The following is a 26,182-nucleotide window of genomic DNA, read 5'->3' on the forward strand; positions in this document are numbered from 1 at the left end:
TATCTAAATATACTTAAGCGAACAGTTCGACACTATAAACTTTTGAAACGGGGTCGATATAGACAGTGACAGGAAATCTTCCATTGAAAGGATTGATAGTATATGACTGTACGAGCACAGAACCTCGTTCAGAACTGGTTTCCGAGTGAGGACGGAAATGCAGAAGAGCGGAAAGAACTCATTAAATTAATGGAACAGATCATTTCAGGGGTCGATGACCTGAAGGATCCGAACCGTGCTCACCTAAAAGGTGAAAAGAATCGTGAGGAGGACTTTTACAAAAAGCTCACTGAAACAAGTCAAATTCCGATGAACGGACAACAAGCGGAACTTGTGAATGAAGAATTACTGAAGCTTTTACATAATCATCCATACCACACGAAGTATTTCTTCACGAACATTTTGCCAATGGCAAGTACACCAGGAATTCTAGGCATGCTGACGGCTATGCTGGTTAACGGAAACAACCTATGGGATGTGTATGGACCAGCAGGCGCAGAAGCTGAGGTCAGAGTGGTCTCAATGATGTCTAAGCTCATCGGATATGATCCAAATGTGAGCGGGGGCTACACAACATGGGGAGGTCAAGGGGCTATTTTCTCGGGGCTTCGTTTAGCAATTTCGAAAGTTGCACCGGAGTCATTACGAAAAGGTGTCCCGCAAAATCTTTATGCGTTTTGTTCTGATGCAGCACATTACAGCTTATTTAAGTCAATGGAAGCAACAGGGCTTGGCACAGACAACTTAATCAGAATTAAGACGAATAAAGATCATTCGATGGATATGGAAGATTTGCGTTGTCAAATGGAACGTGTTGCCCAAAATGGCGGAATTCCCGTTTATATTGTGGCAACAACCGGAACAACAGATGCCATTGCAATTGATGATGTAAAAGGGGTACGTGAAACGGCAGAAGCCATTGCTGAGGAGTATGGTCTCAAGGTGCCGCATATTCATGCAGATTCGGCGCTTGGTGGATTCTTTGCTTTCTTTAATGAGTATGATGTATCTGAAAACCCGCTGCAATTCTCAGACGGTGTTCTTCGTATGCTAAAAGAAATCAAAGCGAAATTCCAGCATCTTTCTCTTGCTGACACGATGTGCTTTGACTTTCAAAAGCTCGGCCAAACGCCTTACACATCTAGTTTATTCTTAGTGAAAAACGCAGCAGACCTAAAGCGTTTAGATCTGGAAGAACAAGAGACACCATACGTTGGTCATAGAGGCTACGGCGAATACCATACGGGTTATACACTGGAATGCTCAAGAATGGGAAGCTCCATCAGCATGCTAAGTGTGCTGTTAACGTTTGGAATTGAAGGATACCAGCGCTTGCTCGGTCAATTTTTAGAGGTGAACCTTGCATTTAGAGAAGCACTTCGTCAGGAAATTCCACAAGCAGAAGTCGTCAATGATGACAATGTCGGAATGGCTACATTGTTTAGAATTTACCTAGACGGCTCTCCTCGTTTTAAGGAAGAAGTGTCTGGAGAAGCAACTGCTATGGAAATTGAGCGCAACAATGATTTGAACAAAATCCTCTTTGAAAAGCTTGGAGAGAAAAGAGACGAAATGTTCTTTGGCGATACAACGAAGTTTTTACAAGTCAATGCCAAAGAAGGTCAAGAATTCTATCTAAGTGTGAGTAAATTTTTTGTGATTTCACCTTATACGTTACCGGAGCATATCCCTCATATCGTATCTTATTTAAAAGATGTCATTGCATCTGTTTGTGGACAATTTGAAAGTGTAGAGGCTTAAATTAAAATTGAGAGTGGAGATGTAGAAAAAAATGGCGAAACAAAGGAAGTTTGGAGGACTTACGATATCCTCCAAAATCATGTCAGTCGTTGTCGTAACATTACTCGCAACCGTTGCATTATTCGTTCTAACATTTTATTTAGTCAGCCAGGATTTATCTTCCCAATTATTAAAGCAATTTGATTATCGATTAACAACAGATATTGATACAGCGAAAAAAGAAATCGATAATATGGATGGAAATGTCCTTAGCATTAGCGGGAAGGATGATCCTATTTATGTGGAGATCAAAAAGAAATTCACAGAGCTGAAAGAAGATCATACGCTTGAGAACTTATACGTGTTATCAAATAAGGGCGGCAAAGAAAGAATCATCGTACTAACAGGGGAAGACAATGATTTTGATCAAGATTATGTCTTTTCAGATGAAATGAAACAAGCTCTTTCTGAAGATAAAATGGTCAAAAGTGACATTTACGTTGATTCGTATGGGACTCATAAATCCGTCTTTTTACCAATTAAAGATTCAGGCGGTGAACTCACGGGGATTTTAGGAATTGACTTAGATGCGTCTGTTGTTCCAGCAACAACGAAAAAGCTGACAATTTATATCACAGTAGCATCTGCGATTGTGCTCATCGGTGGATTACTCTTCTCATTCTTCATGGGAAGAAGAATTGCAAAACCAGCACGTTCATTAATGGAATCAGCAGATCGAATTGCAGATGGTGATTTAACTGGCATGGTAGAAGTTCAAAGTAAAGATGAGATCGGTCAATTAGCAGCTTCCTTCCAGAAAATGCAGGGACGGATCAAAGAGCTTATTGGAAAGATCTCAAACTCATCAAGTGAAGTGTCGAAAATGTCTTCACAGCTTCGCACAGTGACAACAGAATCTAGTCAAAGTGCACAACAAGTGTCAGAAGCGATGACGAATATGAGTGAAGGAATCAATGATTCAGTCGCAAACATTACAGACTGCACAACATCTGTTGCGGAAATCGATACTCAAATCGAAGGCGTGACAAAAGAAGTGGATGAAATGAAATCTGTTTCATCAGAAGTACAAGAGCAGTCAGAATCTGGTCAAAAATTGGTGCAGCATGTGCTTGAACATCTCAACATGTTACACGACATGATGACAAGCTCAAAGCAGGCGGCAGAAGAATTGCAATCACATTCAACAGAAATTGAAAGTGTCATCTCCATTATTACGGACATTTCAGCGCAAACGAATCTGCTTGCACTGAATGCTTCTATTGAAGCCGCACGTGTAGGAGAAGAAGGAAAAGGATTTGCTGTTGTGGCTGATGAAGTCCGTAAGTTAGCTGAACAGTCAGCTGATGCAGCTAAAACGGTCTCAGACTTAGTCATTGGCACACAGGAAAATAGTCAGCGTGTCCTTGAAAGCGTGGAGGAAAGCAGTAAAGCAGTGGAAGAAGGCCGTGAGCAAATGAAAGGCACCTCGCAGAACTTCGCTGGTATTTATGATGGAGTGTCTCAATTTGCAAGCAGAACGAACAATTTGCTTCAATCTATTAAGCAGGTAGAACGCGCTTATCAAACAATTTCTACATCGATTGAACAAATTTCGGTCGTGTCAGAAGAACATGCGGCAAGCTCTCAAGAAGTAGCGGCAGCAACAGAACAACAAAGTGCTGGCATGCAGCAAATTTCAAGTGCGATTGAACAGCTCTCTGACATGTCAGAGGACTTGGCACAAATGGTATCTACTTTTAAAATCGACAAAAAATAACGAGAAAGCTGGCTCTTGTGAGAGAGTCAGCTTTTTTGCTATGCTTAACCAAAATATCAGACGATCTGAAAGGAGACGTGTCATGGATTTTGCGCAGAGATTGTCAGAAGAACGGATCAAAAAGGCGATGGACCATGGAGCTTTTGAAGGACTATCAGGCTTTGGGAAACCTCTGCCAAAGGATGATGCTGCTCATGTACCAGAAGAGCTGAGGATGGGCTATCGAATCATGAAAAATGCTGGCTTTGCCGGGGAAGAAACAGCTTTGAAAAAAGAACTAATGACGGTCAAAGAGTTACTGAAAACGAGTATAGATGGAGAAGAAAGAAAAAAACTCTCTCTCGTATGTGAGGAAAAACAAAAACGCCTTGATGAACTCACATCCAAGCGCCAAACGTTTGCTCGACCAGCCTCCTCCTTTTATAAGAATAGGGTCTACGAAAAACTAACGGAGCATAAAAAAAGATGATGACACGCTGCCTCTCTGAGCACATTGAGGGAGCTTTTTTTATGAAAGCGCTACATTTTCTTGTTGACTACATGTATATACAAATATAAAATATGAAGTGAACATGTATATACAAGTTTTGATTCTTTTTTCTTATAAAAAAACGGTCTCGGAGGGGATAGCATGGCTGATTATCAGGCAGCGGCAGATCAGATTGTAAAAGCCATTGGTGGGAAAGAAAACATTGATCAAGCCACACATTGTGTGACAAGACTTCGTTTTGTGCTAAAAGATGAAGGTAAGGTGGATGAGAAAGCACTAGAACAAATTGATGAAGTGAAGGGATCTTTCTCAGCGAATGGCCAATACCAAGTGGTCATTGGTCAAGGAGTGGTGAATCGGGTTTATGCCGAAATGGTCAAACAGACGGGAATCGGCGAAGCGACAAACGAAGACGTCAAGCGTGCCTCTGATCAGAAATTAAACCCACTGCAGCGCGCGGTGAAAACGCTTGCAGATATCTTCATTCCAATCCTTCCAGCTATCGTGACAGCCGGTTTATTGATGGGGATTAATAATATTTTAACAGCTCCTGATATTTTCTTTGATCAAAAATCCATTGTGGATGTGTATCCGGCTTGGGCGGATTTAGCGAATATGATCAACTTGATTGCAGGCACTGCCTTTACCTTTTTGCCAGCATTAATCGGCTGGTCGGCTGTCAAGCGGTTTGGAGGTAATCCACTTTTAGGGATGGTCCTCGGACTGATGCTTGTACATCCAGATCTGTTGAATGCGTGGGGATATGGAGCTGCGGAAAAGACAGGTGACATTCCTGTCTGGAATTTGTTTGGACTTGAAGTACAAAAGGTAGGTTACCAAGGGCAGGTTCTTCCGATACTTGTCGCCTCCTATTTACTCGCAAAGCTCGAATTATTTATAACAAAAAGGACACCTGAAAGTATTCAGCTGTTAGTTGTTGCACCAATTACATTACTACTCATTGGATTTTTATCATTTATCGTCATTGGTCCCGTTACATTTGCGATCGGAAACGTTTTAACATCTGGACTCGTCACTGTATTCCAGCAATTCGCAGCACTTGGTGGCCTTTTATATGGCGGATTGTATGCAGCGTTAGTCATTACAGGCATGCATCATACATTCCTAGCGGTCGATATTCAGCTGATTAACTCAAAACTGCACGGCACGTTCCTATGGCCAATGCTCGCACTATCTAATATTGCTCAAGGATCAGCGGCACTTGCGATGATGTTTGTCTTAAAAGATGAAAAGCAAAAAGGGCTCTCGCTGACATCAAGTATTTCTGCTTACTTGGGGATTACTGAACCGGCGATGTTTGGGGTGAACTTGCGCTATAGATTCCCGTTTATTTTTGCCCTGATCAGTTCAGGGATAGCTGGTATGTTTATTGCCTCACAAGGGGTACTGGCAAGTTCAGTCGGCGTTGGAGGCATTCCAGGAATCTTCTCGATCATTCCGAAATATTGGGGGGCATTTGCCATCGGAATGGTGATTGTGCTGATCGTCCCATTCATTGGTACCCTTTTATATGCAAAACTTAAAAAGAAGGATGTATCACAAGAACTTAACTAGTGGTGGTGAAGGAAATTGAATCAACAAACAAACGAACCGTGGTGGAAAAAAGCCGTGGTCTATCAAATCTATCCGAAGAGCTTTTTAGACACAACAGGCTCTGGTACAGGTGATATCAATGGCGTGACGAAAAAGCTCGACTATATTAAAGAGCTAGGGGCGGATTGTATTTGGCTGACTCCTATGTATGAGTCACCACAGCATGACAACGGTTATGATATTAGTGATTATACAAAAATCCATGACATGTACGGCACAATGGCCGATTTTGAGCACATGCTGAAAGAAGCACATGAACGAGGGATTCGTGTCATCATGGATCTCGCTGTGAACCATACATCTATTTTCCATGAGTGGTTTCAAGCCTCCCGAGAGTCGAAGGAAAACCCGTATCGAGACTATTATATTTGGAAGGAGCCGAAAGCGGACGGCTCTCCTCCGAATGACTGGCAGTCAAAGTTTGGCGGGCCAGCGTGGGAATTAGATGAAGCGACAGGTGACTATTATCTTCATTTATATGATGTTACCCAGGCAGACCTCAATTGGGAACATGATGAAGTGCGCAGGAAAGTATATGCCATCATGCACTTTTGGTTTGAAAAAGGGATCGATGGATTCAGATTGGATGTCATCAATAACATTTCAAAGGATCAACGCTTTTTAGATGATGCCGGGCAATCAGTGCAAGGTGACGGGCGTATGTACTATACAGATGGGCCGAGAATTCATGAATTCTTGCATGAAATGAACCAGGAAGTGTTTTCGAAATACGATAGCATGACCGTGGGGGAAATGTCTTCAACGAATATTGCAGACTGCATTCGGTATACAAGACCTGATCGGCAGGAGCTGGATATGACGTTTAATTTTCATCATTTAAAAGTTGACTATCCTAACGGTGAAAAGTGGGCCATTGCGCCATTTGATTTTCTAGAGTTGAAATCAATTCTGTCAGAATGGCAGACGAAAATGCATGAGGGCGGCGGCTGGAACGCACTCTTTTGGTGCAACCATGATCAGCCACGCATCGTGTCTAGATACGGTGATGATGGCACGTACCATCAGCAATCAGCGAAGATGCTGGCGACCACCATTCATTTGATGCAAGGCACTCCTTATATTTATCAAGGTGAAGAAATTGGGATGAAGAATCCTCGTTTTGAGGACATTTCGTCATACCGCGATATCGAATCACTTAATATGTACGAAGTCATGCTTGAAAAAGGGAAAACAAAGGAAGAAGCTTTGGCGATTTTACAGGTCAAATCAAGAGATAACGCAAGGACACCTATGCAATGGACGTCGGAAAAAAATGTGGGGTTCTCAAAAGGTACGCCTTGGATTGAACCAGCTCAAAACGGCATTTCAGTAGAAGCTGCCTTAAAAGATGAGACGTCGATTTTTTATCATTATCAAGCCCTTTGTAGACTTCGCAAAGAACTTGATGTGATCACCTATGGAAGCTTTACTTTACTGCTTTCAGATGATCCAAAGGTGTTTGCATATGTCCGAGAAGGCAAAGATGAGAAGATCCTCGTGATCAACCATTTTTATGCAGGCGAGACGGACTTTACACTTCCAGATGAGCTTGCAAAGGATGTCAATGAAATGGAAGGGCAAGTCTTGCTGTCCAATTATGAGGATGTGCCGGCAGATATCAAGGGATTTACGTTGCGCCCATATGAGTCAATCGTTTATCATTTAACCAAACGCTAGTAAATGGGGCGGAAGGAAAATGAAAGAGAATAAGTTTCGAGTGATTTATGATCAGCTCGCAAGACGAATTGAACAAGGTGAATGGCAGGATAAAGGCATCCTCCCATCAGAACATGAGCTATCTGTCATGTATGACACATCCCGTGAGACGGTGAGAAAGGCATTAAACATCCTTGTGCAAAATGGCTATATCCAAAAAATTCGTGGGAAAGGCTCAGTATTGCTGAATCGAGAGAAAATGCAGTTCCCAGTTTCGGGTCTTGTCAGCTTTAAAGAGCTTTCCCAAAAGCTTGGGCGAAAGACGGTAACAACGGTTCATGAGTTCGGTTTAATCAAGCCAGATCAGTATATTCAGTCTCAGCTGAAAATCAGTGGGCAGGAGGACGTTTGGGAAGTCATTCGCTCTCGCAATATTAGCGGAGAAGAAGTCATTTTAGACAAAGATTACTTCTTGCAAAAACATGTGCCGTTCTTGTCTAAGGACATTTGTGAAGGATCGATCTACGAGTATATTGAAGGAGAACTTGGGGTCTCGATTAGTTATGCTCAAAAGGAATTTGTGGTCGAGCCATGTACTGAAGAAGATGAGAGGTATCTCGATTTGAACGGGTTTGATCATGTGGTGGTGGTGAAGAATTATGTGTTCTTGGAGGATACGAGTCTATTCCAATACACCGAAAGCCGCCACCGGCTAGATCGTTTCAGATTCGTGGATTTTGCTAGAAGAGAGAAGTAGACAGGGTCGAGGCTCTGTCTATTTCAGGTTTTAGGGAAACAAGGGATTAAACAATAGCGAGAGCAACATCTCAGGAGGAAAAATGATCAGACTGAATAGACCACTCAAATTACGAGATTTAGAAATTTTTAGCGTGATGAAAGATCACAGGATTTTATGTTATGTCATCATTGAAGACACGCGAAAACCGTTTACGGAAGAAGATAGAAAATTAGAGCCATTATGTTATATGGATGAAGAAGACATTCAAGCGATTTTGAATGTATTTCATATTTCAATTATCAGTGATGAAACATTAAATGAAGAAGATTTAGCCCTTGTGAAATCGTACTTTGCTGAATTTGTGAATAACACGAACTTAACGAATTTCATTACGAGAGAATATGTTCAAAAGGATTTATATGCCGTTGATGATGAAGATGATATCACGTTCTTTAATAGAATGCTGCGTCATATAGGGTCAGATGAAGTGAAAGAATTTGATGACCGTAATTGGATTTATTTATCCCAAGATTAATAGTGAGATGCAAAAAAGGACAGAGCAAATGCTCTGTCCTTTTCTATTAAGATGATACTTTGTTTCGTGTGCGCTTGCGCTGGTAGTAATAAAGGATACCGCCTGAGGCGAGCATGAGCAAGCCAATTAATACCGCTGTATACATCATCGTTGCCGTATTCGGCAGTGTGCCGCCTGGTAAGCCGCTTCCATCCTGACTTGGATCCGAACCGCCTGGAGCAGAAGTTCCACCGTCTCCGCCAGTTTGGTCTGGAGCTGTTCCAGCCGCTTCACTTTGATTGAGTACGGTGTATTCACTAAAGTGCTCCGTTTTACCTGAGACAATCCCGTTTTCGAATGAACCGTTACTTGTTTTGGCATAGCGGTTTTTCTCACGATCGACATAATAGACACCTGGTTTTTTCGCTTTTTCAGGCGCATCTAATGTAAAGAACAGTGTGACGGGATCTTTAAAGGTAGACACATTTTTCTGATCTTGTTTGATTTGGAAATCGTATGTGTCGGTTAATGCGTTTTTCACTTTATTTGTTTTTGCCATTGATATATCTGCTTGTTGCTCTGACAAATTGGAGAGCGGTAATGCTAGACCGACTTTGTCATGATAGATGGTGACGTTTGGATCTTGCTCTCGTTTCTTCAATTCAGCTACTTGCCCTTTTGATAGAGACAATCGAACCTTTTTCGCTTCGGTTGCTTTGTCTAAATAGAGCAATGCTTTGTTCGTATGCTGCACATACGTTTGGAATTTCTCATCATCTTGAATGTCATAGACGCCTTTTCCTTTCAAGCGAGGAAGGAATACTTCTTTCACTCGATGGTCGATGACTGGAGAAATATGACCGTCTGCCTGTTCAATTTGCTCTTTGAAAATTTCATAGTCAACATAGCCTAAGTCTTCACCATGAGACGCTTCTGTAAAGACGCTGTAGCCATCACCGCCTGTGCCGACAAATGCGTTAGTCGCCACGCGGTATGTTTTCTGATCATCAATGTCAGTCAGATTGCCCTTTTGATCTTTCAATTTGACATCAATCAGTCTACTGCCAGCTGGTTTACTCAGTGTAAACGTATATTCAATACCGGCTACATGAGGGAATGCGCCTCCGCCTTCTTCAATGCCTGAAAGACCTTGTTCAAGCGCTTTTTTAATTTGACTGCCTTTTAAATCTGCGACATATAGTGTGTTTCCAAAAGGCATCACGGTTAAAATATCCCCTAATGTGATATCTCCTTTTTCAATGCTGCCTCGAATACCGCCGCCGTTTGTAATGGCAAGGTCAGCCCCAGCAGATTCTTGTGCTTTCTTTAACATGCCATCTGCAATAAAGTTTCCAAGGTTCGTTTCCTTTGCACGGACGTGTTCACGCTGTCCATCTAAGAAGACATCTGATGTCCCGACTTTTTCGGTTTTTAAATCTTGGATATCTGCCTTGTACTGATCAAGAATCGCTTTTGCGTCCGCATCTTCTTTCACAGAGTCGTCGATCGTGATGAGGTCAAAAGTAGATTCTTTTGGCTGTACGACGCCTTTTTTGTCAAAGGCCACGTCTACTTTTCCTAAAAATTGTCCGTAGTCTTTTACTTGCGCAACAATCGTTGGTTCTTTTTTATTGATGACCTTTAATTTTTCAACAAGGGTGTGGGTGTGACCACCAATGATGAGATCAATGCCATCTACTTTTTGAGCCAGTTCTAGATCACGGTTATAGCCGATATGTGTGAGCGCAATAATTTTATTAATTTTTTCTTCAGTTTGAATGGTTTTGACTGTTTCTTTTGCTTTTTTGTATGCATCTTGAAATTGAATGTTGGGACCACTGCTGGATGTAATGGCTGTGTCTTCAGTGGTTAGACCGAATACAGCGACCTTTTCACCATTTACATCAAGTAGAATGTAAGGGTAAATGCCAGCTTCTTTTTTCTCACCAGCTTTAAATGTTGCTGGTTTTTTCACTAAGTCGCTTAACTGTTTTTCCTTAGAGACATTCACGTTTGATGACACGATCGGGAAGTTCGGTTTTTCAAACTGATGACGGTTTTTAGCATCTACACTGGATGCGTCACCTGTCAGGAATTGACGAAGGACAGATGGACCTTTGTCAAATTCATGATTCCCAAACGTCATGGCATCGTATTTCATTAAGTTCATCAGTTTCAGATCGGCAAGTCCTTGCCATTTTGTGAAATAGAGATCACCAGAGAAGACATCTCCAGCGTCTAATAAAATATTGTTTTCGCTTTGGGCGCGAACTTCTTTGATCTTGGTTGCGCGTCTTGCTGCATCATCCAGATGGGCATGTGTATCGTTTGTATGCATCACCGTTAAATGCCAATTGTCTGTTGCAGGTGGTTCTGTTGTACCATCATCTTTAAACGCTAGCTTGTACACGCCAAGTCCGTCTGTGCTGGCATTCCGAATAAAGTCGACGCTGCTTGATTTCTCTGCGAACGGTTTTGCTAAAAGAGAAGATTCAAAAGTGACGGTTGCGCCTTTTACTGGTGCAATGGACCAGTTTTGATCTGCGCTTGGGTTAATGGTTTTTTGTTCAATAATATAATCCATCAGCACTTGGCGGTTCTCATCTGCTGAGGCAAGCACGACTTTATCTTGTGTGAGGTGCGGGAAGCCTCCGCCGCCAGATGCACGGTAGTTGTTTGTCACGACTAAAAATTCTTGATTGTCAGAAACGGGTTTTCCGTTGTAAGACAAGTTTTTGATGCGGTTCGCACTAGCGTTAACAAGTGTGCCCGTTGTGCTGTATTTAGCAGGCTGTGTGACATCTACTTGGTACGTCACACCATCAATCACATCAAAATTATATGAGCGGTATTCTTCGTTTAAAATAGGCTGTTCATTTGAAGTGTTTGGTTTGATTTGGTTAAACTGACCAGCAGACATTTCAAGCCAGTCTTTTACTTCACTGCCTTTTAGTTTTACAATCTGTACGGTGTTATCGTAAAGATAGAGATCGCCGATGTTTTTAATCGCTAAATCACCTTTTGCGATATTTGTATAATAGTTCACACCATTGCGTCCGCCGGCTTTAAATGGCGCACCCGCAGAAAGAATCGGCAAGTTTTTGTACGAAGTATCTTTCATTTTTTCTTGTGCATACCATTTCTGGGCATCTGTCACGATTTGAATAGAAGGGTCATCCATCACTTGAGCGAAAAAGCTGTTAATGTCTGCTTCTGTTTTTCCAACTGGCTTTCTGACATAATCTAGGGTGTTTTGGTGAGTTGTTTGAATGGCATTTTTCACTGTACTGTTTTGAGATGTCACCCCGGCAACGGATTCGATTTTGCCTGTTCCGTCTGTGACTTTCCAGTTGCTTCCGTCTGGTTCTAGCGTTAAATCAATGACCCCGAGGTAGCTTCCCCAGTTTTTTGACATGACGACAGGAATGCCATTAATGGTTCCCTTTGCGACATCAAATTTGTCAACGCCGCTATATTCAGCGCTTGGGAATGTGCCATGCTGGTGGCCAGACACAATCGCATCAATGCCTTTTGTTTTCGTGGCAAGGTCAAAGATCATATTTTCTGATCCTTTAGGTGAAGCTGTTTTTTCAATTCCTGTATGAGCAAGAGCGACGATGACATCTGCGCCTTTTGCTTTCATTTCTGGAATGGTTTCATTGGCAGACTCCACAATATCTTGCACTTGAACTTGTCCATCTAAATGTTTCTTATCCCACGTCATAATTTGTGGTGGTACGAATCCTATGTAACCGACTTTCACAGTTTGGGAGGCTCCGTTTGCATCTTTAAAGGTTTTATCCTGAATGACATAAGGAGTAAATCGGTGTTCTCCGTTTAACTTTTTGACGTTCGCATTGACAATCGGGAAGTTGGCGCCCGCAATGGTACCGTCAAGAAAAGATAAACCGTAGTTAAATTCATGATTGCCGAGTGTACCTGCATCATATTTTAATTTGTTGAGTGTATGAATAATGGGGTGAACCTTTGTTTGATTGATGATGATGTCTTTTTCATTTTTATAAACGTATTCTCCAAGAGGGGTTCCTTGAATCAGGTCTCCGTTATCAACAAGGAGTGTATTGGGATTTTGTGAACGGTGCTTGTCAATCAGCTCGGCTGTTTTTGCCAAACCGAATTCATTTGTTTCTTTGTCGCTGTAGTAATCGTAATTCATCATGTTCGCATGAACATCCGTTGTGGCTAAGATACTGACCTTTACGGCGCTGCCGCTTTCTGTTTCTGCATGAGTAGGTACTGCTGGGAGAATGAGACTAATCAACATAATGGAAGTGAGCAGAATAGACAGGTTTTTCCTTCGTTTAGACCTATGTGCTTGCTTCTTCACCTGATCTCCGCCTTTCTAATTTTTTTGACCACAATACCTATTGTAGAAATGTTTCGTTAACTTTTGTAGTTATTTTTTGCAGATTATTGTAAAGATAACATAAATCATACGAATTACCTTGTTAAGGGAATGTGAATGAGTCTAAATGCTTATTTTTCTGAAAGGGGGTTTTCTCATAGGGATAGGATGTTTGATTTCAATTGGCGGGGGTATAGTGTGTAGTGTAAACGATAATCAAGCAGGAGGGTTTCTACATGGGTAAGAAAATTGCAGTTGTCTTAACAGATTACTTTGAGGATGTTGAATTCACCGAGCCTGCAAAAGCCTTTAAAGACGCAGGCCATGAGATCACAGTAATTGAAAACGAAAAAGGAAAAACAGTGAAAGGAAAGCAAGGAGAGGCAGAAGTAAGAGTCGATGCGTCTATCGATAACGTGAAACCAGAAGACTTCGATGCACTTCTGATTCCTGGCGGCTTCTCACCAGACATTCTGCGTGCGGATGATCGCTACGTGCAATTCACAAAAGCCTTTATGGACGAGAAAAAACCAGTATTTGCGATCTGTCATGGACCGCAATTACTTATTACAGCGAAGACGCTGGAAGGAAGAGGCGCGACCGGCTATACATCCATTCAAGTAGATATGGAAAACGCAGGCGCCAAATTCAAAGATGAAGAAGTTGTCGTTTGTCAGGATCAACTTGTCACAAGCCGTACACCTGATGACATTCCAGCATTTAACCGTGAATCATTAAAACTGCTCGCAAAATAAGTAGTTTTGACAGGATAAAAAAAGCCAGCACCTTGCGAGGTGCTGGCTTTTTCTGTGCATGGATGTAAGAAAGCGGCGTCAACCGCAATCCAGTATCAGGTGCACGATTATTTTCTTAAGCTTTTCAGCTCGCTTGCAATGGCTTGCATTTCACTTGGGCTGAATGAAGATTTTTTCATCACCATTTGGTGAAGAAATTCAATATCTTCATACTTATCTGGACTGAAGTCTTCGGCTTTGATGACTCCAATATTCAGCATATTGAGCTTTTGCGAAATGTCTTCAATCAGCTGATTGACTTCAGCCGCTTTTTGCTGTGACAAGGGCGGCACGTCCTTTCCTGCATGTGTCGAATAATATGTCTATTTTAACAGAAAAGCAAAAGAATAAAAGGGCTATTATGACGACACTGAAATGTTTTTTTCCTTTTTCTCCTCTTTGATCTTATCAATGATTCGTTTGGATTCAAACACCACAACACCTGATAAACCGATGAGGCCAATTAAGTTTGGAATGGCCATCAGTCCATTGAGCATATCTGCTACGCCCCAGACGAAGTCATTCTTAAACACGGCACCGAAAAAGACAGCTATCACAAACACGATGCGGTAATACATGACGTACGAATCCTTCGCCAAATATGTAAAGCATTTCTCTCCATAATAGGACCAGCCAATGATGGTTGAATAGGCAAACAGGAGCAGCCCGATTGCCACGATGATTGAGCCAGCTGGACCGAGGAAGTGAGCAAAGGATAACGAAGTCAGCGCATCACTTTTTTCTGTTAAATACATATCTGCCATGACAATCGTAATGCCAGTGATAGAACAAACAATGATGGTGTCAATAAACACTTGCGTCATAGAGACGAGAGCTTGACGGGCAGGCATATCCGTTTTCGCAGCTGCAGCAGCAATTGGTGCTGATCCAAGACCAGCTTCATTGGAAAAGACTCCTCGTGCGACACCCCAGCGAATGACAGTTCCAATCGCACCACCTGCTACGGCTTGACCTGTAAAGGCATCTGAGAAAATAAGACTGACTGCGCCAGGAACAAGATCAGCATTCATGACAAGAATGATGAGCCCGCAAATGACGTAAAATAAAGCCATGACTGGTACAAAAATAGATGTCACTCGGCCGATACTTTTGATTCCGCCTAAAATCACGAGTGCCGTAAAGGCGGTAATGATGATACCTGTTACCCATGTTGGAATTTGAAAGGTTGAATTCATGACGCCTGAGATGGAATTAGACTGTACCAGGTTGCCGATCCCAAAGGCAGCACTGGCACCGAAAACAGCAAATAGCACCCCTAGCCATTTCTGTTTTAAGCCATGCTCTAAATAATACATAGGTCCGCCAGACATTTCGCCTTTTTCGTTTTTGACCCTGTATTTTACAGCCAGAACAGCTTCTGCAAACTTGGTGGCCATCCCGAAAAATGCAGCAAACCACATCCAAAATACTGCACCAGGACCACCTGCAATGACAGCTGAGGCAACACCGACGATATTCCCTGTACCGACAGTTGCAGCAAGAGCCGTCATTAATGCTTGGAAATGGGAGATATCTCCCTCTGATGTTTTGTCTTGTTTTGAAAAAGCGAGCTTTAAAGAATAAGGAAGTAATCTAATTTGAATGAAGAGGATGCGAAAGGTGAGGTAGATTCCAGTACCAACAATTAAAATCAACAGGGGAGGCCCCCACAAAAAATTGTTCATCGTCGTGACAAACTGCTCAATGATTCCCATCTAATGTCCCCCTTTGTTTGTGTAATTCTCCTAAAGTTTCTCCTTTTTTTGTGTATTTTGTCAATGCCGATGGGAGTTTTTCTTGCAAAGTTTCCAAAAGAAAAAGGGCTTGATATGATAGAGAAAAGGTTTTCCAAAGGGACTCTTAGGGAAAAGATAGGAGGAGAATGAAGGATGATTCATGTATTATTTGTGTGCCTCGGCAATATTTGCAGGTCACCGATGGCAGAGGCGATGTTTAGAAAACGAGTCGAAGACGAAGGGCTGAGTGAACACTTTGTGATTGATTCAGCAGGCATTGGCGGCTGGCATCAAGGCAGTCCTCCGCATGAAGGAACACGAAAGCTACTTGATGAAAAGGGCATCAGCTATGAAGGAATGACTGCAAGACAAATCATGGATAAGGATATCACCACATACGACTATATCATTGCGATGGATGCTGAAAATGTAGGCGCCCTCCGCAGTTTAGCCGGCTATGGAAAACATCACTTTATTGGCCGTCTTCTTGACTTTGTAGAAGACGACGATCGAGACGATGTGCCAGATCCTTATTACACTGGGAACTTTGAGGAAGTACATGATTTAATTGAAACAGGAATTGATCGTTTTTTGACGTATGTAAAAAAAGAGAAACACCTTTAACTGAAAGGAGATCAGATGAGATGGAAGAGAACAAACAAATCGTGCTTCGGGGAGCTGTTATAGGCGCAGCCTGCGGCATATTGCTGACATTATTTCATCGTCCAACAAGAACTGCACTGAAAGAAAAATGGAATGACTGCCAGCAAAAGCTGGATGAATACCGCCTGGAGCCTGGCAAGATGTCTGCTTGCGTGAAGGGAAAAATGGAAGAAACGAAGCAATTGATGAGAACGGTCTCAGATGATTTGTCTTTTCTGAATGAACAGGTGAATCAGTTAAAGGAAACAACACCAAAGGTATTAGAGATTATTGAAGAAACAAAGGATCACTTTCAAAAGAAACAGAAAGATTGATCATTGGAGATGAGGCGTATGGGTTTTGTTAAAGCGTTAATTGGACGCTTTTTGCTGCATGAAGGACCGGCAAAATCAGCTGAACTTGCGTATTTCTTTTTGCTTTCATTATTTCCGTTTCTCATCTTCGTGCTGACGCTTGTTGGTTATTTGCCGCTGACATCAAAGGATGTTCTAAGCGTCATTTCTGGTTATGCGCCAGAGGGAGCGCTTTCGATGATTGAATCCATTGCCGAAGAGACGCTGAATAACCGTAACGGCGGATTGTTGTCATTCGGGATTATTGCGGCACTCTGGTCTGCATCCAACGGCATTAATGCGGTGGTCAGAGCATTTAACCATGCTTACGAAGTTGAGGAAAATCGTTCCTTCATTCTCGTACGTTTAACATCGATCATCTTAACCATTGCGATGGTGCTTACGATTATTTTTGCCTTGATGCTGCCTGTCTTTGGAAAAGAGCTTGGCTTATTCGTTGCCAAATTAGTAGGGCAGTCAGATGCCTTTCTCACCATTTGGACCGCCATGAGATGGATTATTAGTCCACTGATTTTACTAATTGTTTTTACATCCCTATATTATTTTGCCCCTAACATCAGGCTGAAATTGAAATTTGTGCTGCCGGGTGCCATATTCGCTTCTGTTGGCTGGATTCTCGTCAGCATGCTGTTCTCATTTTATGTAGGCGAATTTGCCAACTATAGTGCGATGTACGGAAGCATTGGGGGAATCATTATATTAATGATCTGGTTTTATTTAACCGGCATTATGATCATCCTCGGCGGCGAGCTCAATGCGCTTTTACATAAGCGTAAAATCGTACCAGGCAAGGTGTAAAGAAAACCGGGCATCCTAAAGGAGAACGAACATGTTCAATCTTGACGGATGGGGGAATAACGAATGTCTAAACAATCGAAAAAAGGCGGAAGCAACACAAAACAAAACAAAGGCCATCAGCCAAAGCACAAAACAAGTGGAAGTGCGAATGGGCAAAATGGGTATCACTAGATGAAAAAACTCCTCTGCATAGGTGCAGGGGAGTTTTTAATGATTCAATTTCCGTATATAACGCTTCAAGAGAAAAGCTGCAGCAGGCTTTGGCTGATAGTTTGGATCGAGCTGAAAGCCTGCTTTCATCGCAACACGTTCACTTCTGACATGCCCAACAGGACAAAAGATTTCAAATCCATCGACTTCAGGAGCAAAGGCAAATGTCATACATTTCACTGTTTTGGTCACAATACCTTGCCCTTGCGCATCTTCACCAATCCAATACCCAATATTGCCTATCCGATGCTGAAACGTCATACGGAATACCCCAATTAATTGACCGTTTAATACGATACCCGATTCTATATCTTTTTTTCAGCATAGGCAGTGCGGGCAGATTGAATAAATGATTGAACATCTTCTATGCGATGACAGTGATTCACCCAAGGTAACCACTCTCCCAAGTGGTCTTTATTCTGCTGGATAAGTGCAAATAATGCCTCTGCATCGGCTACTTGTAAACACGCCAATTTTAAGTCATCTGAAATGTTAAATGTAAACAAAATAGATCCTCCATTTAGTTACTTTCAACCACTGCCAGCGTCTTCCCAAATCGAACACAACAAAACACAAATAAAATCACAATGCTGACAAGGTAAAGTAAATTCATGCCCTCGAACGTCTGCACAAAGAATCCGCCAAGAACCGGACCGAGAATACTTCCTGCACTAAACGCCATCCCGCACATCAAATTCCCAGCAGGCAGCAGATGCTTTGGCAATAAGTCTGTCATATAACTGATGCCAAGTGAGAAGGTCGAACCTACAGCCATACCTGCGATAAAGAAACAGATCGCAACAGCCAAAACGGACTGAATGAAAATCCCTGCTAAAAGGAAAAAGAATGAACCGACGAGTGTCACAACTAAAATCATGCGTCGTCTGCCGAAACGGTCACTCAGCATCCCAAGAGGAAGCTGAAAAACAATACTCCCAATCGCAAACGCAGGTAAAATAAACGCAACAGCATCTATCGTCACCCCGCTTCTCAGTGCATACACAGGGAAATTACTATTGAGCGTCGTCTCTAAAAAGCCATAGCAAAACGGCATCATAAACGCTACCCAGCCAAATTGAAACGCCTTCTTGAAGCGCTTCAAACTATTTGTCTGCTCTGACGTCTGCATTTCACCTGTATCAGGATATGTATTTTTTAAAACAAACACAAGCAGCCAAATACACAAACTAACTGCACCAGACACAATAAACGGCAAGGATGGATTGATTTCAATGAGTGGTGTTAAAAAAGGGCCAGCGGCAAAACCGAGTCCAAAGGATAACCCATACAATGAAATATTTCGCCCGCGATTTCTAGATGATGAGGCATAGGTTACCCACGTCTGTGTGGAGAAATGAAGCATATGATCACCGATGCCGATCATCAGCCGCAAGAAGAACCAGACGACATAAGATTCAATAAAGACAAAGCTAAACAAACTTAAAAAGACAGCAGCGCCCCCAATGACGATCAATGGTTTAAATCCGAAGCGGCGCAGCGGCGCTTCCATAAAAGGAGACGCAAGCAGCACGCCGAGATATAAGCCGGTGGCATGCAGTCCGTTTAACGTCGGGGAAGTGCCGGCATGTTCGAAAATAATCGAAATAACTGGCAGTAACGCTCCCTGCGAAAAACCAGATACGGATACAAGTAAAATTAAAATCATAAAATGAATTCTCGACATAAGAAGCTCCTTACAAGTTCATGCTTTCATCGTACAATGGAACCATAGGGGTTTCAATAGAAAGGTGGAAAAGGAATGAAGCTGATATACGAAAATGATCGGTGGGTCGCAAATGCTGATCATAGGCAGCTGCATATTTCGGGAAATGAAGAAGCGGGATACAGACCGTATCAATTGTTCACCTCGGCTATTGCGGGCTGTTTTGGAGAAATGGTCATTCATGTATGCCGAAAAAAACGAATATCCTATCAAGGGCTGACCATTACACCTGAAACGACAAGAGAAGGAACTGTAAACAAAATCACTCATATTCATTTACATATGATCTTTGAAAGCATCAGCACCTCTGATGAACAGCTGGAAAAAGTAATGAAACTTGCGTTGAAGCATTGCTCCATGGTGCAATCCGTGAAAGGAACGATTGATATCACCCTTTCACACGAACGAATCTAAATGTATATGATGCCGGCACTCACGAAAGAATAACAGTCAGATATGATGTAAAGGAGATTGGCTGTATGAATCGTTTGTTTCTTGTGATTGTCGCAATTGGTGTTCCATTATCTGTAATTGGAAGTTTTCTTCATTTTCCGCAGGCTGTCATGTTCGCCGTCTATTGTATCGCCATCATCGGTCTTGCAAGTTTTATGGGAAGAGCGACAGAGAGTCTTGCCATTATAGCAGGACCAAGAATTGGTGGGTTATTAAACGCTACTTTTGGAAATGCAGTGGAATTAATCATTTCATTTTTTGCATTAAAACAAGGACTCACCGCCATTGTCCTTGCTTCACTCACTGGCTCAGTGATCGGCAATTTACTGCTCGTGGCTGGACTGTCTTTTTTCGTTGGCGGATTGAAATTTAAACGACAAGAGTTCAATGTCCACGATGCAAGGCATAACTCTGGGTTGCTTATGTTTGCGATTATTGTGGCATTTGTCATTCCAGAAGTCTTTTCCATAGGGATGGCAGAAAATCGTCAATTTGTTTTAAGTATCGGCATTAGCATTGTGATGATTTTGCTTTATGTCGCAGCACTCTATTTCAAACTGGTCAGCCACAGAGGTGTTTATGTTGCCAAGCAGGAAATTGCGGAAGGGGAAGCAGCGACGGAAGAAGAAACACCAGAGTGGTCGGGGAAGTTTGCCACGGCGATTTTACTCCTTGCGACAATTGCTGTGGCGTATATTTCAGAGCGGCTGGTCCATACATTTGACACAGTCGGAGAACAGTTTGGCTGGAGTGAACTGTTTATCGGGGTCATCATTGTTGCGATTGTCGGTAATGCAGCAGAACACGCTTCTGCTGTCATTATGGCGTATAAAAACAAAATGGATGTCGCGGTCGAAATTGCTTTCGGTTCTACGCTTCAAGTCGCCATGATGGTCGCACCGATCCTTGTGATCAGCTCTCTGTTTTTTGAAAAGCAAATGCCACTGATCTTCTCATTACCAGAGCTCATTGCCATGGCATCCTCTGTTTTACTAACGGTGATCCTTTCAAATGATGGGGATACGAACTGGTTTGAAGGTGCTACATTGCTCGCTGCCTATTTCATTATGGCGATTGGATTTTTCCTTTTATAATCTTTTGTGGATAAGGGACGTCTTTCGGGAAAATACTATGGAAAAATGAATGAGAAAGAGTGATGATATGAAAAAGATGCCCCGCATCATGTTTGTTGTTCTCTTATCCTTAAGTTTTCTATACAGCTTTCCAGCCGAGGCAGCAAAGCCGTTTAAGGTGCCATCGTCTGTCGCCAGTATCTCAAAGGAAAATACGTATCCAAATGCGTCACAAGATCAACCGCTGCTACAGCCGAGCGAGCTGACGGCCGAATTATTTAAAACAACAAGTGTACCAATTGAAAATACACATTTAATTAAAATGCTGAATGAATCCAGTATCTCAGGTACACCGCTAGCAGTTGGCTACAGGGCAACGATTTTTCTTGGAAGATGGGCACTTAGCTATGATTCAAACGAAACCGTCGCCAATTGGGAATACAAAAAAGTGAACACGAATCACATTGATAATAGAGGCGGAAACAAAACAGCCATCGGCAAATACGTGCAAAAGCAACAAGTAAAAGTAAGTGGAGGGCTCACTGCAAAAGTACCAAACCCAGAAGATGTGAAAACATTGATGATGCAAAAAGCCATCCAAAAAACAAAACTTCCGCTCGCCTTCGACACAGTGATTGGTGCAGGAACAAAGCGAGATCAGTCCTACCACGTATCTCCGAAAAAAGCAGCAACCCTGCATGCATACGCTCCAGCCATTAACGAAAAAGGAAAGGTTACTTACGGAGAAGTGTATCTTGTGCTCAAGGGAAATAAACGCAAACTTGTCGTAAAAAATGTGACCTCACAAGGAATCGGCGCTTGGATTCCTGTTCAGGATCACCTGACGTTTGGGTTTCAAGGGATGAATTAAAAACAGTCATCTCCTCTTACCAAGGGGAGATGACTGTTTTTTGATTAAGATGTCCTATCTTTTTTCTTTTTCATTTCATGAATGTAAAAATCAAAGGCGTTATATAAAAACCATACAAAGAAAAGAAAGAGAAAGACTTTAGTGAATATCGTCAAATTGTTGAAAATTAAGCATAGGCCAATAAGAGGGAGGATCATAAAGCCATAATACGAAAACCACCATGTTTTAAAAATGAAACTCAGCTCCTTGGTTATTTGTGGAAACGACTCTTTCTTCATATTACATGGTCTTGAGTAGAACGTAAACCTTACCTAGACAATAAAAAAGCCAACGCAGAAGTTGAATGAATCCAACAACTACGATGGCTTAGCTGATTATTCCCCTAAATCCACATTATGATAAACTTGCTGCACGTCTTCAAGCTCTTCTAATACATCGATGAGTTTTTCAAATTGTGCTTTCGATTCATCATCTAATGTCACTTCGTTTTGAGGCAGCATTGTGATTTCAGCGACAGTAAATTCTTCTACGCCTGCCTGTTTGAACGCTTCTTGAACTTGATGGAATTGATCTGGTTCAGCGTAGACGATCACCGTATCATCTTCTTCCATAATGTCACGTACATCAATGTCTGCTTCCATTAAAAGTTCAAGCGTTTCTTCTTCACTTTTCCCCTCGACACCGATCACCGCTGTTTGGTCAAACATGTAAGCAACAGATCCACTGACGCCCATATTTCCGCCGTTTTTCCCAAATGCTGCACGAACATCAGACGCCGTGCGGTTGACGTTATTGGTCAGGGCATCAACGATCACCATAGATCCGTTTGGACCAAATCCTTCGTAACGCAGCTCATCGAAGTTCTCTTCTGCGCCGCCTTTTGCTTTTTCAATCGCACGGTCCACAATGTGTTTTGGGACACTATATGTTTTTGCACGTTCTAGGACAAAACGAAGTGCCTGGTTTGATTCTGGATTTGGCTCACCTTGCTTGGCAGCCACATAGATTTCACGCCCGAATTTTGCGTAAATACGACTTGTATTGGCATCCTTTGATGCTTTCTTTTCTTTAATGTTGTTCCATTTACGACCCATCTTATTCACTCTCTTTCAATTAGTAAATACACAGTATGAGGGTCCCCATGCTGCATGAAATCAATCTGCTTTCTATTATACATGAATCAGTCAAGAGGATAGAAGTAAGAGGGCTGAAAAGAAAAGAATTCCTTAGCTGATATGTCCAAGTTGTTCAAGCGTCTTATTTTTCTCATGCGGTCTAGTCAGCTCATCACACCGAATGATCATGTGAACTACATGCATGATAATTAACTAATTAACAAAAAGTGATCAAAAAAATAACCCCATCAAAAATGAGGTTATTTTGCAGGCTGTGGATAGACGAGATCCTCAAGCAATTTCACATCATGCTGATGAAGTTGTGTGATCATTTCTTTTCGCACAGCGAGGGCGGCTTCGAAGTATTTTTCATCCTCGACCATTCCTTTTACGGTGATCTCAATCCCGCGATTCAATTTATTGAGCCCCATAATGCCATGAACCTGAAAAGGTTCAATGGCGTTTTGGAATTCATCTTTTTTCAATAAATCATGATGCATTTGATTTAACTGATCACATGCTGTTTCTAGCGCCTTGAAAGCAATGTCAGGATTTTGGTTTGCGCTGATCAAGACTGACTCTGTGATACGCATGTAGTGCATATTGTAGTTTTGGATTTGACGAATGTCTCCGTTTGAAATGGTTAACAGCTTGCCGCTCCATTCTCTAATTTGCAAAGACCGGAGACCAATTTCTTCAATGGTTCCGTTAAAAAGATTATTGACCGTCACATAGTCACCTTTATGAATTTGCCTTTCATAAATGAGGAAGATGCCGGCTAAAATATCACGAATCAAGGTCTGAGCGCCAAAACCAATGACAATTCCAGCAACACCAGCCCCCGCAAGAATCTTCCCAAAGTCATGAAAGAATAGAGAAATCACATATAAGACAAAACATATGGAAGCTGTATACTTTGAAACCGATTTGACCAAGCTCTCAATCGTTTTTTTCTTCTTGTCTTCAATGAATTCAGTGCGTTTAAAGAAAATCTGAAGCGCTTTGTTGATCATAAAGACGGCAAGCCAAAGAATGAGGCCAACAAGGAGAATTTCAATGTATTTGTTCTTGACCACTGTCAGAAATGTTTCGTCCATCTATCGGTTACCCCCTGGCTGTACGAGAAGTAAAATCAACATCTTGATAATAACTGTTTTTCACAAGAACATTCGGACCAAGGCATTGCACACTTGGGCAATGACAATTCAGTTCTTTTGCCAATTTTGTGTTCATCCAGCGTGTATAAGCTGATTGCAACGTATCGGTTTCAATATTTCCTAATGGCGGTGTATCGCCAAAGTCTGTCACAATAATATTCCCATCAAAAATATTCACATTCAACCGTGAACGGCCATCAGGGTCATTTCGTACTGTCACATTTTTCGCTTGACGCAATCGAGTCAAGAGGCGCTGGTCTTCTTCATCTGTGCTGCATGAATAAAATGGCAATGTGCCAAACAGCATCCATGTGTTCTCATCACGAACATCGAGCAGCTGATGAATCGCATCCCGCATTTGCGGAAGCGACAATGATTCAAGGGCGCTGGCAAAATCACTTGGATACATCGGATGAACTTCATGGCGCTGGCATTTCATCTCGTCCACGATTTGACGATGGATGTGTTCAATATAAGGAAGCGTACGCTTATTCAGCATCGTTTCAGCAGATACGGTTACACCCGCTTTCACAAGTGCTTGACTATTCTCAATCATGCGGTTAAACAATTTCTCGCGCTGCTCAAAGGTTGGCTTTCGGTCCATCATTGCAAAACCAACCGTAGCAAACTCTTCGACCGTCCCCCAGTTATGTGAAATGTGTAGGACATCCAAGTATGGAATAATCTCTTCATATCGAGCCAAATCAAGCGTTAAATTCGAATTAATTTGGGTACGGACGCCGCGTTCATGGGCATACTTTAATAAAGGGACGACATATTCCCGTACAGATTTCAGAGACAGCATCGGCTCTCCGCCTGTAATGCTAAGGGAACGCAAGAGCGGTACTTCATCTAAACGGCGAAGCAGTAAATCGAGTGGCAGTGCATTCGGATCTTTTGGCTGCAAAGTATAGCCAACCGCACAGTGCTCACATCTCATGTTACACAACGTCGTTGTCGTCAATTCAATATTTGTCAGCTTCATTTCTCCGTAATCCTGCACATCGAGATAGGCTTCCCAAGGGTCGAATGCAGGTGTAATCGGACGAAGTGCTGTTTTTTGGTTCATGGTATCTATCTCCTTTTCATTCGGGCAAACATAGACCCGCCAACAGTTAATTTTAAGCCCCATCACCGTTATACGCAAGAGGGGACACAATTGATTTACAAAGGAAAAAAAGATAAGCTATAAACAAATGCTAAAGGGAGTGTATCTATGGGCAAGGCAGCAGACAGCAAAGAACAGCAGGTTGATTATTTAAAGAACCGATTAGATATGTTTATGAATGTGATTGATTCATTAGATCCTGAATCCACAGACGTTGAGGATATAGACAGACTCATCCAGATGATTGACGACCTAGAAGCGAAATATGAACGGTTTAAAACCGATTGGAAGGAAGAATAGCTCGCGCTGATGCGGGCTTTTTTCTTTAAATTGGCAGGTCAAAAAGTGTATGAGTACCCGGTATATTCTGCACAATAGAAGAAAAACCGGGAAGTGACGTAAATGAAAAAATGCATACTGATCTGTCTATGTGCGCTTTTTGTATCGATGCCTTTTTCAAACTTAGAAGCCGTGTCTAATCAGCCGATTCATTGGGGATTTGCTAAAAGCAAAGAGCACAAGCCAGCAGATGCCGGCAAGGAACTGACGACACTCTTAAAGAAATATGATGCTTTCTATTTAGGAAATACGAAAAAGAAAGAGATTTATTTTACATTCGACAATGGCTATGAAAATGGGTACACACCCAAAATCTTGGACGTGCTGAAAAAGCATCAAGTACCCGGCACCTTTTTTGTGACTGGGCACTTCGTAAAGGACCAGCCTAAGCTCGTCAAACGTATGGCAGAGGAAGGTCATATTATTGGCAACCATTCCTATCACCATCCAGATTTAACAACAAAGAGTACGAAAGAAATCAAAGAAGAGCTAGATCGTGTCAATGAAGCGGTATACAAAATCACAGGAAAACAAGATAACCTCTACCTTCGTCCACCGCGCGGGGTGTTCAGTGAAAGGGTACTAAAGGAAACGAAACAGCTTGGCTACCAAACCGTTTTCTGGTCAGTAGCGTTTGTAGATTGGCATATCCACCATCAAAAAGGAAAACAGTATGCGTACAATCAAATGATGAAACAGGCGCATCCGGGTGCCATTTACTTACTTCATACCGTCTCAAGGGACAATGCCGAGGCACTTGATGATGCCATCACTGCTTTAAAAAAACAAGGATATACCTTTAAAAGCTTAGACGATCTCATGCTTGAAAAAGTATGGCATCTCCCTCAGCTATAGAAAAAGCTTGCAGATATCTGTTAGACATCTGCAAGCTT

26 protein-coding genes are annotated in these 26,182 nt (G+C 42.1%); 17 read left to right on the forward strand and 9 right to left on the reverse strand.

What is annotated here, in order from left to right; translation table 11 throughout:
* Nucleotides 1-102: 102 nt before the first annotated feature.
* The 7 genes from NSQ70_RS03835 to NSQ70_RS03865 all read left to right on the forward strand — a co-directional run bounded on the left by NSQ70_RS03835 (nucleotide 103) and on the right by NSQ70_RS03865 (nucleotide 8,551).
* Nucleotides 103-1,761, forward strand: a complete 1,659-nt coding sequence (locus NSQ70_RS03835; protein WP_008341763.1) for a pyridoxal-dependent decarboxylase — start codon at nucleotides 103-105, stop codon at nucleotides 1,759-1,761.
* A gap of 31 nt (nucleotides 1,762-1,792) precedes the next feature.
* Nucleotides 1,793-3,517 carry a methyl-accepting chemotaxis protein gene (locus NSQ70_RS03840; RefSeq protein WP_024720238.1) on the forward strand — a complete coding sequence of 575 codons (1,725 nt, stop codon included), beginning with the start codon at nucleotides 1,793-1,795 and terminating at the stop codon, nucleotides 3,515-3,517.
* Nucleotides 3,518-3,599: 82 nt separating this feature from the next.
* On the forward strand, nucleotides 3,600-3,986 hold the full coding sequence (locus NSQ70_RS03845; protein WP_035391356.1) for a DUF1992 domain-containing protein: 387 nt from the start codon (nucleotides 3,600-3,602) through the stop codon (nucleotides 3,984-3,986).
* 162 nt (nucleotides 3,987-4,148) lie between these two features.
* On the forward strand, nucleotides 4,149-5,582 hold the full coding sequence (gene treP / locus NSQ70_RS03850; RefSeq protein ID WP_342502465.1) for a PTS system trehalose-specific EIIBC component: 1,434 nt from the start codon (nucleotides 4,149-4,151) through the stop codon (nucleotides 5,580-5,582).
* A gap of 15 nt (nucleotides 5,583-5,597) precedes the next feature.
* On the forward strand, nucleotides 5,598-7,298 hold the full coding sequence (treC, locus tag NSQ70_RS03855; RefSeq protein WP_135010359.1) for an alpha,alpha-phosphotrehalase: 1,701 nt from the start codon (nucleotides 5,598-5,600) through the stop codon (nucleotides 7,296-7,298).
* 19 nt (nucleotides 7,299-7,317) lie between these two features.
* The gene (gene treR, locus NSQ70_RS03860; RefSeq protein WP_342502466.1) at nucleotides 7,318-8,034 is read left to right on the forward strand and encodes a trehalose operon repressor; all 717 of its coding nucleotides are present in this window, start codon (nucleotides 7,318-7,320) and stop codon (nucleotides 8,032-8,034) included.
* An 82-nt stretch (nucleotides 8,035-8,116) separates the two neighbouring features.
* Nucleotides 8,117-8,551 carry a terpene synthase gene (locus tag NSQ70_RS03865; RefSeq protein ID WP_217967438.1) on the forward strand — a complete coding sequence of 145 codons (435 nt, stop codon included), beginning with the start codon at nucleotides 8,117-8,119 and terminating at the stop codon, nucleotides 8,549-8,551.
* Nucleotides 8,552-8,597: 46 nt separating this feature from the next.
* Here the strand turns inward: NSQ70_RS03865 and NSQ70_RS03870 are convergent, their stop codons facing one another.
* On the reverse strand, nucleotides 8,598-12,878 hold the full coding sequence (locus NSQ70_RS03870) for a multifunctional 2',3'-cyclic-nucleotide 2'-phosphodiesterase/3'-nucleotidase/5'-nucleotidase (protein ID WP_342502467.1): 4,281 nt from the start codon (nucleotides 12,876-12,878) through the stop codon (nucleotides 8,598-8,600).
* Between the two features lie 254 nt (nucleotides 12,879-13,132).
* On the opposite strand from NSQ70_RS03870, the gene NSQ70_RS03875 reads away from it, so the two are divergent.
* Nucleotides 13,133-13,651: a type 1 glutamine amidotransferase domain-containing protein gene (locus tag NSQ70_RS03875; RefSeq protein ID WP_007496591.1), complete on the forward strand. Its 519-nt coding sequence runs from the start codon at nucleotides 13,133-13,135 to the stop codon at nucleotides 13,649-13,651.
* Between the two features lie 107 nt (nucleotides 13,652-13,758).
* Here the strand turns inward: NSQ70_RS03875 and NSQ70_RS03880 are convergent, their stop codons facing one another.
* Both NSQ70_RS03880 and NSQ70_RS03885 read right to left on the reverse strand, forming a co-directional pair.
* Entirely contained in the window at nucleotides 13,759-13,974 is a 216-nt protein-coding gene (locus tag NSQ70_RS03880; RefSeq protein WP_008341757.1) for a DUF1128 domain-containing protein, read from the reverse strand.
* A 75-nt stretch (nucleotides 13,975-14,049) separates the two neighbouring features.
* On the reverse strand, nucleotides 14,050-15,405 hold the full coding sequence (locus NSQ70_RS03885; protein WP_041090695.1) for a sodium:alanine symporter family protein: 1,356 nt from the start codon (nucleotides 15,403-15,405) through the stop codon (nucleotides 14,050-14,052).
* Between the two features lie 174 nt (nucleotides 15,406-15,579).
* Between NSQ70_RS03885 and NSQ70_RS03890 the strand changes: the two genes are divergently transcribed.
* From NSQ70_RS03890 to NSQ70_RS03905, 4 genes are read left to right on the forward strand one after another with little or no spacing between them, the layout of a single operon-like run.
* Nucleotides 15,580-16,050, forward strand: coding sequence for a low molecular weight protein-tyrosine-phosphatase (locus tag NSQ70_RS03890; protein ID WP_008341755.1), 471 nt, complete (start codon nucleotides 15,580-15,582; stop codon nucleotides 16,048-16,050).
* Between the two features lie 20 nt (nucleotides 16,051-16,070).
* Nucleotides 16,071-16,403, forward strand: coding sequence for a hypothetical protein (locus tag NSQ70_RS03895; protein WP_007496597.1), 333 nt, complete (start codon nucleotides 16,071-16,073; stop codon nucleotides 16,401-16,403).
* A gap of 18 nt (nucleotides 16,404-16,421) precedes the next feature.
* Nucleotides 16,422-17,240, forward strand: a complete 819-nt coding sequence (locus tag NSQ70_RS03900) for a YhjD/YihY/BrkB family envelope integrity protein (protein WP_008341753.1) — start codon at nucleotides 16,422-16,424, stop codon at nucleotides 17,238-17,240.
* A 31-nt stretch (nucleotides 17,241-17,271) separates the two neighbouring features.
* Nucleotides 17,272-17,415, forward strand: a complete 144-nt coding sequence (locus NSQ70_RS03905; RefSeq protein ID WP_162484020.1) for a hypothetical protein — start codon at nucleotides 17,272-17,274, stop codon at nucleotides 17,413-17,415.
* A gap of 32 nt (nucleotides 17,416-17,447) precedes the next feature.
* Here the strand turns inward: NSQ70_RS03905 and NSQ70_RS03910 are convergent, their stop codons facing one another.
* Genes NSQ70_RS03910 through NSQ70_RS03920 form a run of 3 tightly spaced genes read right to left on the reverse strand, consistent with a single transcriptional unit; the run spans nucleotide 17,448 to nucleotide 19,134 of the window.
* A complete protein-coding gene (locus tag NSQ70_RS03910; protein WP_236551957.1) occupies nucleotides 17,448-17,711 on the reverse strand; it encodes a GNAT family N-acetyltransferase in 264 nt (87 codons plus the stop codon).
* A 44-nt stretch (nucleotides 17,712-17,755) separates the two neighbouring features.
* A complete protein-coding gene (locus NSQ70_RS03915; RefSeq protein ID WP_236551958.1) occupies nucleotides 17,756-17,956 on the reverse strand; it encodes a hypothetical protein in 201 nt (66 codons plus the stop codon).
* Nucleotides 17,957-17,970: 14 nt separating this feature from the next.
* Nucleotides 17,971-19,134, reverse strand: a complete 1,164-nt coding sequence (locus NSQ70_RS03920; RefSeq protein ID WP_008341750.1) for an MFS transporter — start codon at nucleotides 19,132-19,134, stop codon at nucleotides 17,971-17,973.
* Between the two features lie 75 nt (nucleotides 19,135-19,209).
* On the opposite strand from NSQ70_RS03920, the gene NSQ70_RS03925 reads away from it, so the two are divergent.
* From NSQ70_RS03925 to NSQ70_RS03935, 3 genes are all read left to right on the forward strand, one after another.
* On the forward strand, nucleotides 19,210-19,587 hold the full coding sequence (locus NSQ70_RS03925; protein ID WP_268431494.1) for an OsmC family protein: 378 nt from the start codon (nucleotides 19,210-19,212) through the stop codon (nucleotides 19,585-19,587).
* Nucleotides 19,588-19,652: 65 nt separating this feature from the next.
* Nucleotides 19,653-20,720: a calcium/proton exchanger gene (gene cax, locus NSQ70_RS03930; protein ID WP_206116060.1), complete on the forward strand. Its 1,068-nt coding sequence runs from the start codon at nucleotides 19,653-19,655 to the stop codon at nucleotides 20,718-20,720.
* 88 nt (nucleotides 20,721-20,808) lie between these two features.
* The gene (locus NSQ70_RS03935; RefSeq protein WP_224559743.1) at nucleotides 20,809-21,570 is read left to right on the forward strand and encodes a YfkD famly protein; all 762 of its coding nucleotides are present in this window, start codon (nucleotides 20,809-20,811) and stop codon (nucleotides 21,568-21,570) included.
* Nucleotides 21,571-21,944: 374 nt separating this feature from the next.
* On the opposite strand, the gene NSQ70_RS03940 is transcribed toward NSQ70_RS03935, so the two are convergent.
* From NSQ70_RS03940 to yfkAB, 3 genes are all read right to left on the reverse strand, one after another.
* Nucleotides 21,945-22,664: a YebC/PmpR family DNA-binding transcriptional regulator gene (locus NSQ70_RS03940; protein WP_007496614.1), complete on the reverse strand. Its 720-nt coding sequence runs from the start codon at nucleotides 22,662-22,664 to the stop codon at nucleotides 21,945-21,947.
* Between the two features lie 281 nt (nucleotides 22,665-22,945).
* Nucleotides 22,946-23,782, reverse strand: a complete 837-nt coding sequence (locus tag NSQ70_RS03945) for a mechanosensitive ion channel domain-containing protein (RefSeq protein WP_025206933.1) — start codon at nucleotides 23,780-23,782, stop codon at nucleotides 22,946-22,948.
* A 7-nt stretch (nucleotides 23,783-23,789) separates the two neighbouring features.
* The gene (gene yfkAB / locus NSQ70_RS03950; RefSeq protein ID WP_017358799.1) at nucleotides 23,790-24,911 is read right to left on the reverse strand and encodes a radical SAM/CxCxxxxC motif protein YfkAB; all 1,122 of its coding nucleotides are present in this window, start codon (nucleotides 24,909-24,911) and stop codon (nucleotides 23,790-23,792) included.
* 147 nt (nucleotides 24,912-25,058) lie between these two features.
* On the opposite strand from yfkAB, the gene NSQ70_RS03955 reads away from it, so the two are divergent.
* Both NSQ70_RS03955 and pdaA read left to right on the forward strand, forming a co-directional pair.
* A complete protein-coding gene (locus NSQ70_RS03955) occupies nucleotides 25,059-25,250 on the forward strand; it encodes an SE1561 family protein (protein WP_003218031.1) in 192 nt (63 codons plus the stop codon).
* 102 nt (nucleotides 25,251-25,352) lie between these two features.
* On the forward strand, nucleotides 25,353-26,144 hold the full coding sequence (pdaA, locus tag NSQ70_RS03960; RefSeq protein WP_039168013.1) for a delta-lactam-biosynthetic de-N-acetylase: 792 nt from the start codon (nucleotides 25,353-25,355) through the stop codon (nucleotides 26,142-26,144).
* Nucleotides 26,145-26,182 lie beyond the last annotated feature (38 nt).

Source organism: Bacillus sp. FSL R5-0397 (genome assembly GCF_038593395.1).
In the GTDB taxonomy this organism is placed as follows: Bacteria; Bacillota; Bacilli; order Bacillales; family Bacillaceae; genus Bacillus; species Bacillus altitudinis.

What these genes read in the sequence shown, in the direction of transcription:
- NSQ70_RS03835 (WP_008341763.1), top strand. Translation starts at nt 103, where the DNA reads ATGACTGTACGAGCACAGAACCTCGTTCAGAACTGGTTTCCGAGTGAG.
- NSQ70_RS03840 (WP_024720238.1), top strand. Translation starts at nt 1,793, where the DNA reads ATGGCGAAACAAAGGAAGTTTGGAGGACTTACGATATCCTCCAAAATC.
- NSQ70_RS03845 (WP_035391356.1), top strand. Translation starts at nt 3,600, where the DNA reads ATGGATTTTGCGCAGAGATTGTCAGAAGAACGGATCAAAAAGGCGATG.
- treP (WP_342502465.1), top strand. Translation starts at nt 4,149, where the DNA reads ATGGCTGATTATCAGGCAGCGGCAGATCAGATTGTAAAAGCCATTGGT.
- treR (WP_342502466.1), top strand. Translation starts at nt 7,318, where the DNA reads ATGAAAGAGAATAAGTTTCGAGTGATTTATGATCAGCTCGCAAGACGA.
- NSQ70_RS03865 (WP_217967438.1), top strand. Translation starts at nt 8,117, where the DNA reads ATGATCAGACTGAATAGACCACTCAAATTACGAGATTTAGAAATTTTT.
- NSQ70_RS03875 (WP_007496591.1), top strand. Translation starts at nt 13,133, where the DNA reads ATGGGTAAGAAAATTGCAGTTGTCTTAACAGATTACTTTGAGGATGTT.
- NSQ70_RS03885 (WP_041090695.1), bottom strand. Translation starts at nt 15,405, where the DNA reads ATGGGAATCATTGAGCAGTTTGTCACGACGATGAACAATTTTTTGTGG.
- NSQ70_RS03890 (WP_008341755.1), top strand. Translation starts at nt 15,580, where the DNA reads ATGATTCATGTATTATTTGTGTGCCTCGGCAATATTTGCAGGTCACCG.
- NSQ70_RS03895 (WP_007496597.1), top strand. Translation starts at nt 16,071, where the DNA reads ATGGAAGAGAACAAACAAATCGTGCTTCGGGGAGCTGTTATAGGCGCA.
- NSQ70_RS03900 (WP_008341753.1), top strand. Translation starts at nt 16,422, where the DNA reads ATGGGTTTTGTTAAAGCGTTAATTGGACGCTTTTTGCTGCATGAAGGA.
- NSQ70_RS03905 (WP_162484020.1), top strand. Translation starts at nt 17,272, where the DNA reads ATGTTCAATCTTGACGGATGGGGGAATAACGAATGTCTAAACAATCGA.
- NSQ70_RS03910 (WP_236551957.1), bottom strand. Translation starts at nt 17,711, where the DNA reads ATGACGTTTCAGCATCGGATAGGCAATATTGGGTATTGGATTGGTGAA.
- NSQ70_RS03920 (WP_008341750.1), bottom strand. Translation starts at nt 19,134, where the DNA reads ATGTCGAGAATTCATTTTATGATTTTAATTTTACTTGTATCCGTATCT.
- NSQ70_RS03925 (WP_268431494.1), top strand. Translation starts at nt 19,210, where the DNA reads ATGAAGCTGATATACGAAAATGATCGGTGGGTCGCAAATGCTGATCAT.
- cax (WP_206116060.1), top strand. Translation starts at nt 19,653, where the DNA reads ATGAATCGTTTGTTTCTTGTGATTGTCGCAATTGGTGTTCCATTATCT.
- NSQ70_RS03935 (WP_224559743.1), top strand. Translation starts at nt 20,809, where the DNA reads ATGTTTGTTGTTCTCTTATCCTTAAGTTTTCTATACAGCTTTCCAGCC.
- NSQ70_RS03940 (WP_007496614.1), bottom strand. Translation starts at nt 22,664, where the DNA reads ATGGGTCGTAAATGGAACAACATTAAAGAAAAGAAAGCATCAAAGGAT.
- NSQ70_RS03945 (WP_025206933.1), bottom strand. Translation starts at nt 23,782, where the DNA reads ATGGACGAAACATTTCTGACAGTGGTCAAGAACAAATACATTGAAATT.
- yfkAB (WP_017358799.1), bottom strand. Translation starts at nt 24,911, where the DNA reads ATGAACCAAAAAACAGCACTTCGTCCGATTACACCTGCATTCGACCCT.
- NSQ70_RS03955 (WP_003218031.1), top strand. Translation starts at nt 25,059, where the DNA reads ATGGGCAAGGCAGCAGACAGCAAAGAACAGCAGGTTGATTATTTAAAG.
- pdaA (WP_039168013.1), top strand. Translation starts at nt 25,353, where the DNA reads ATGAAAAAATGCATACTGATCTGTCTATGTGCGCTTTTTGTATCGATG.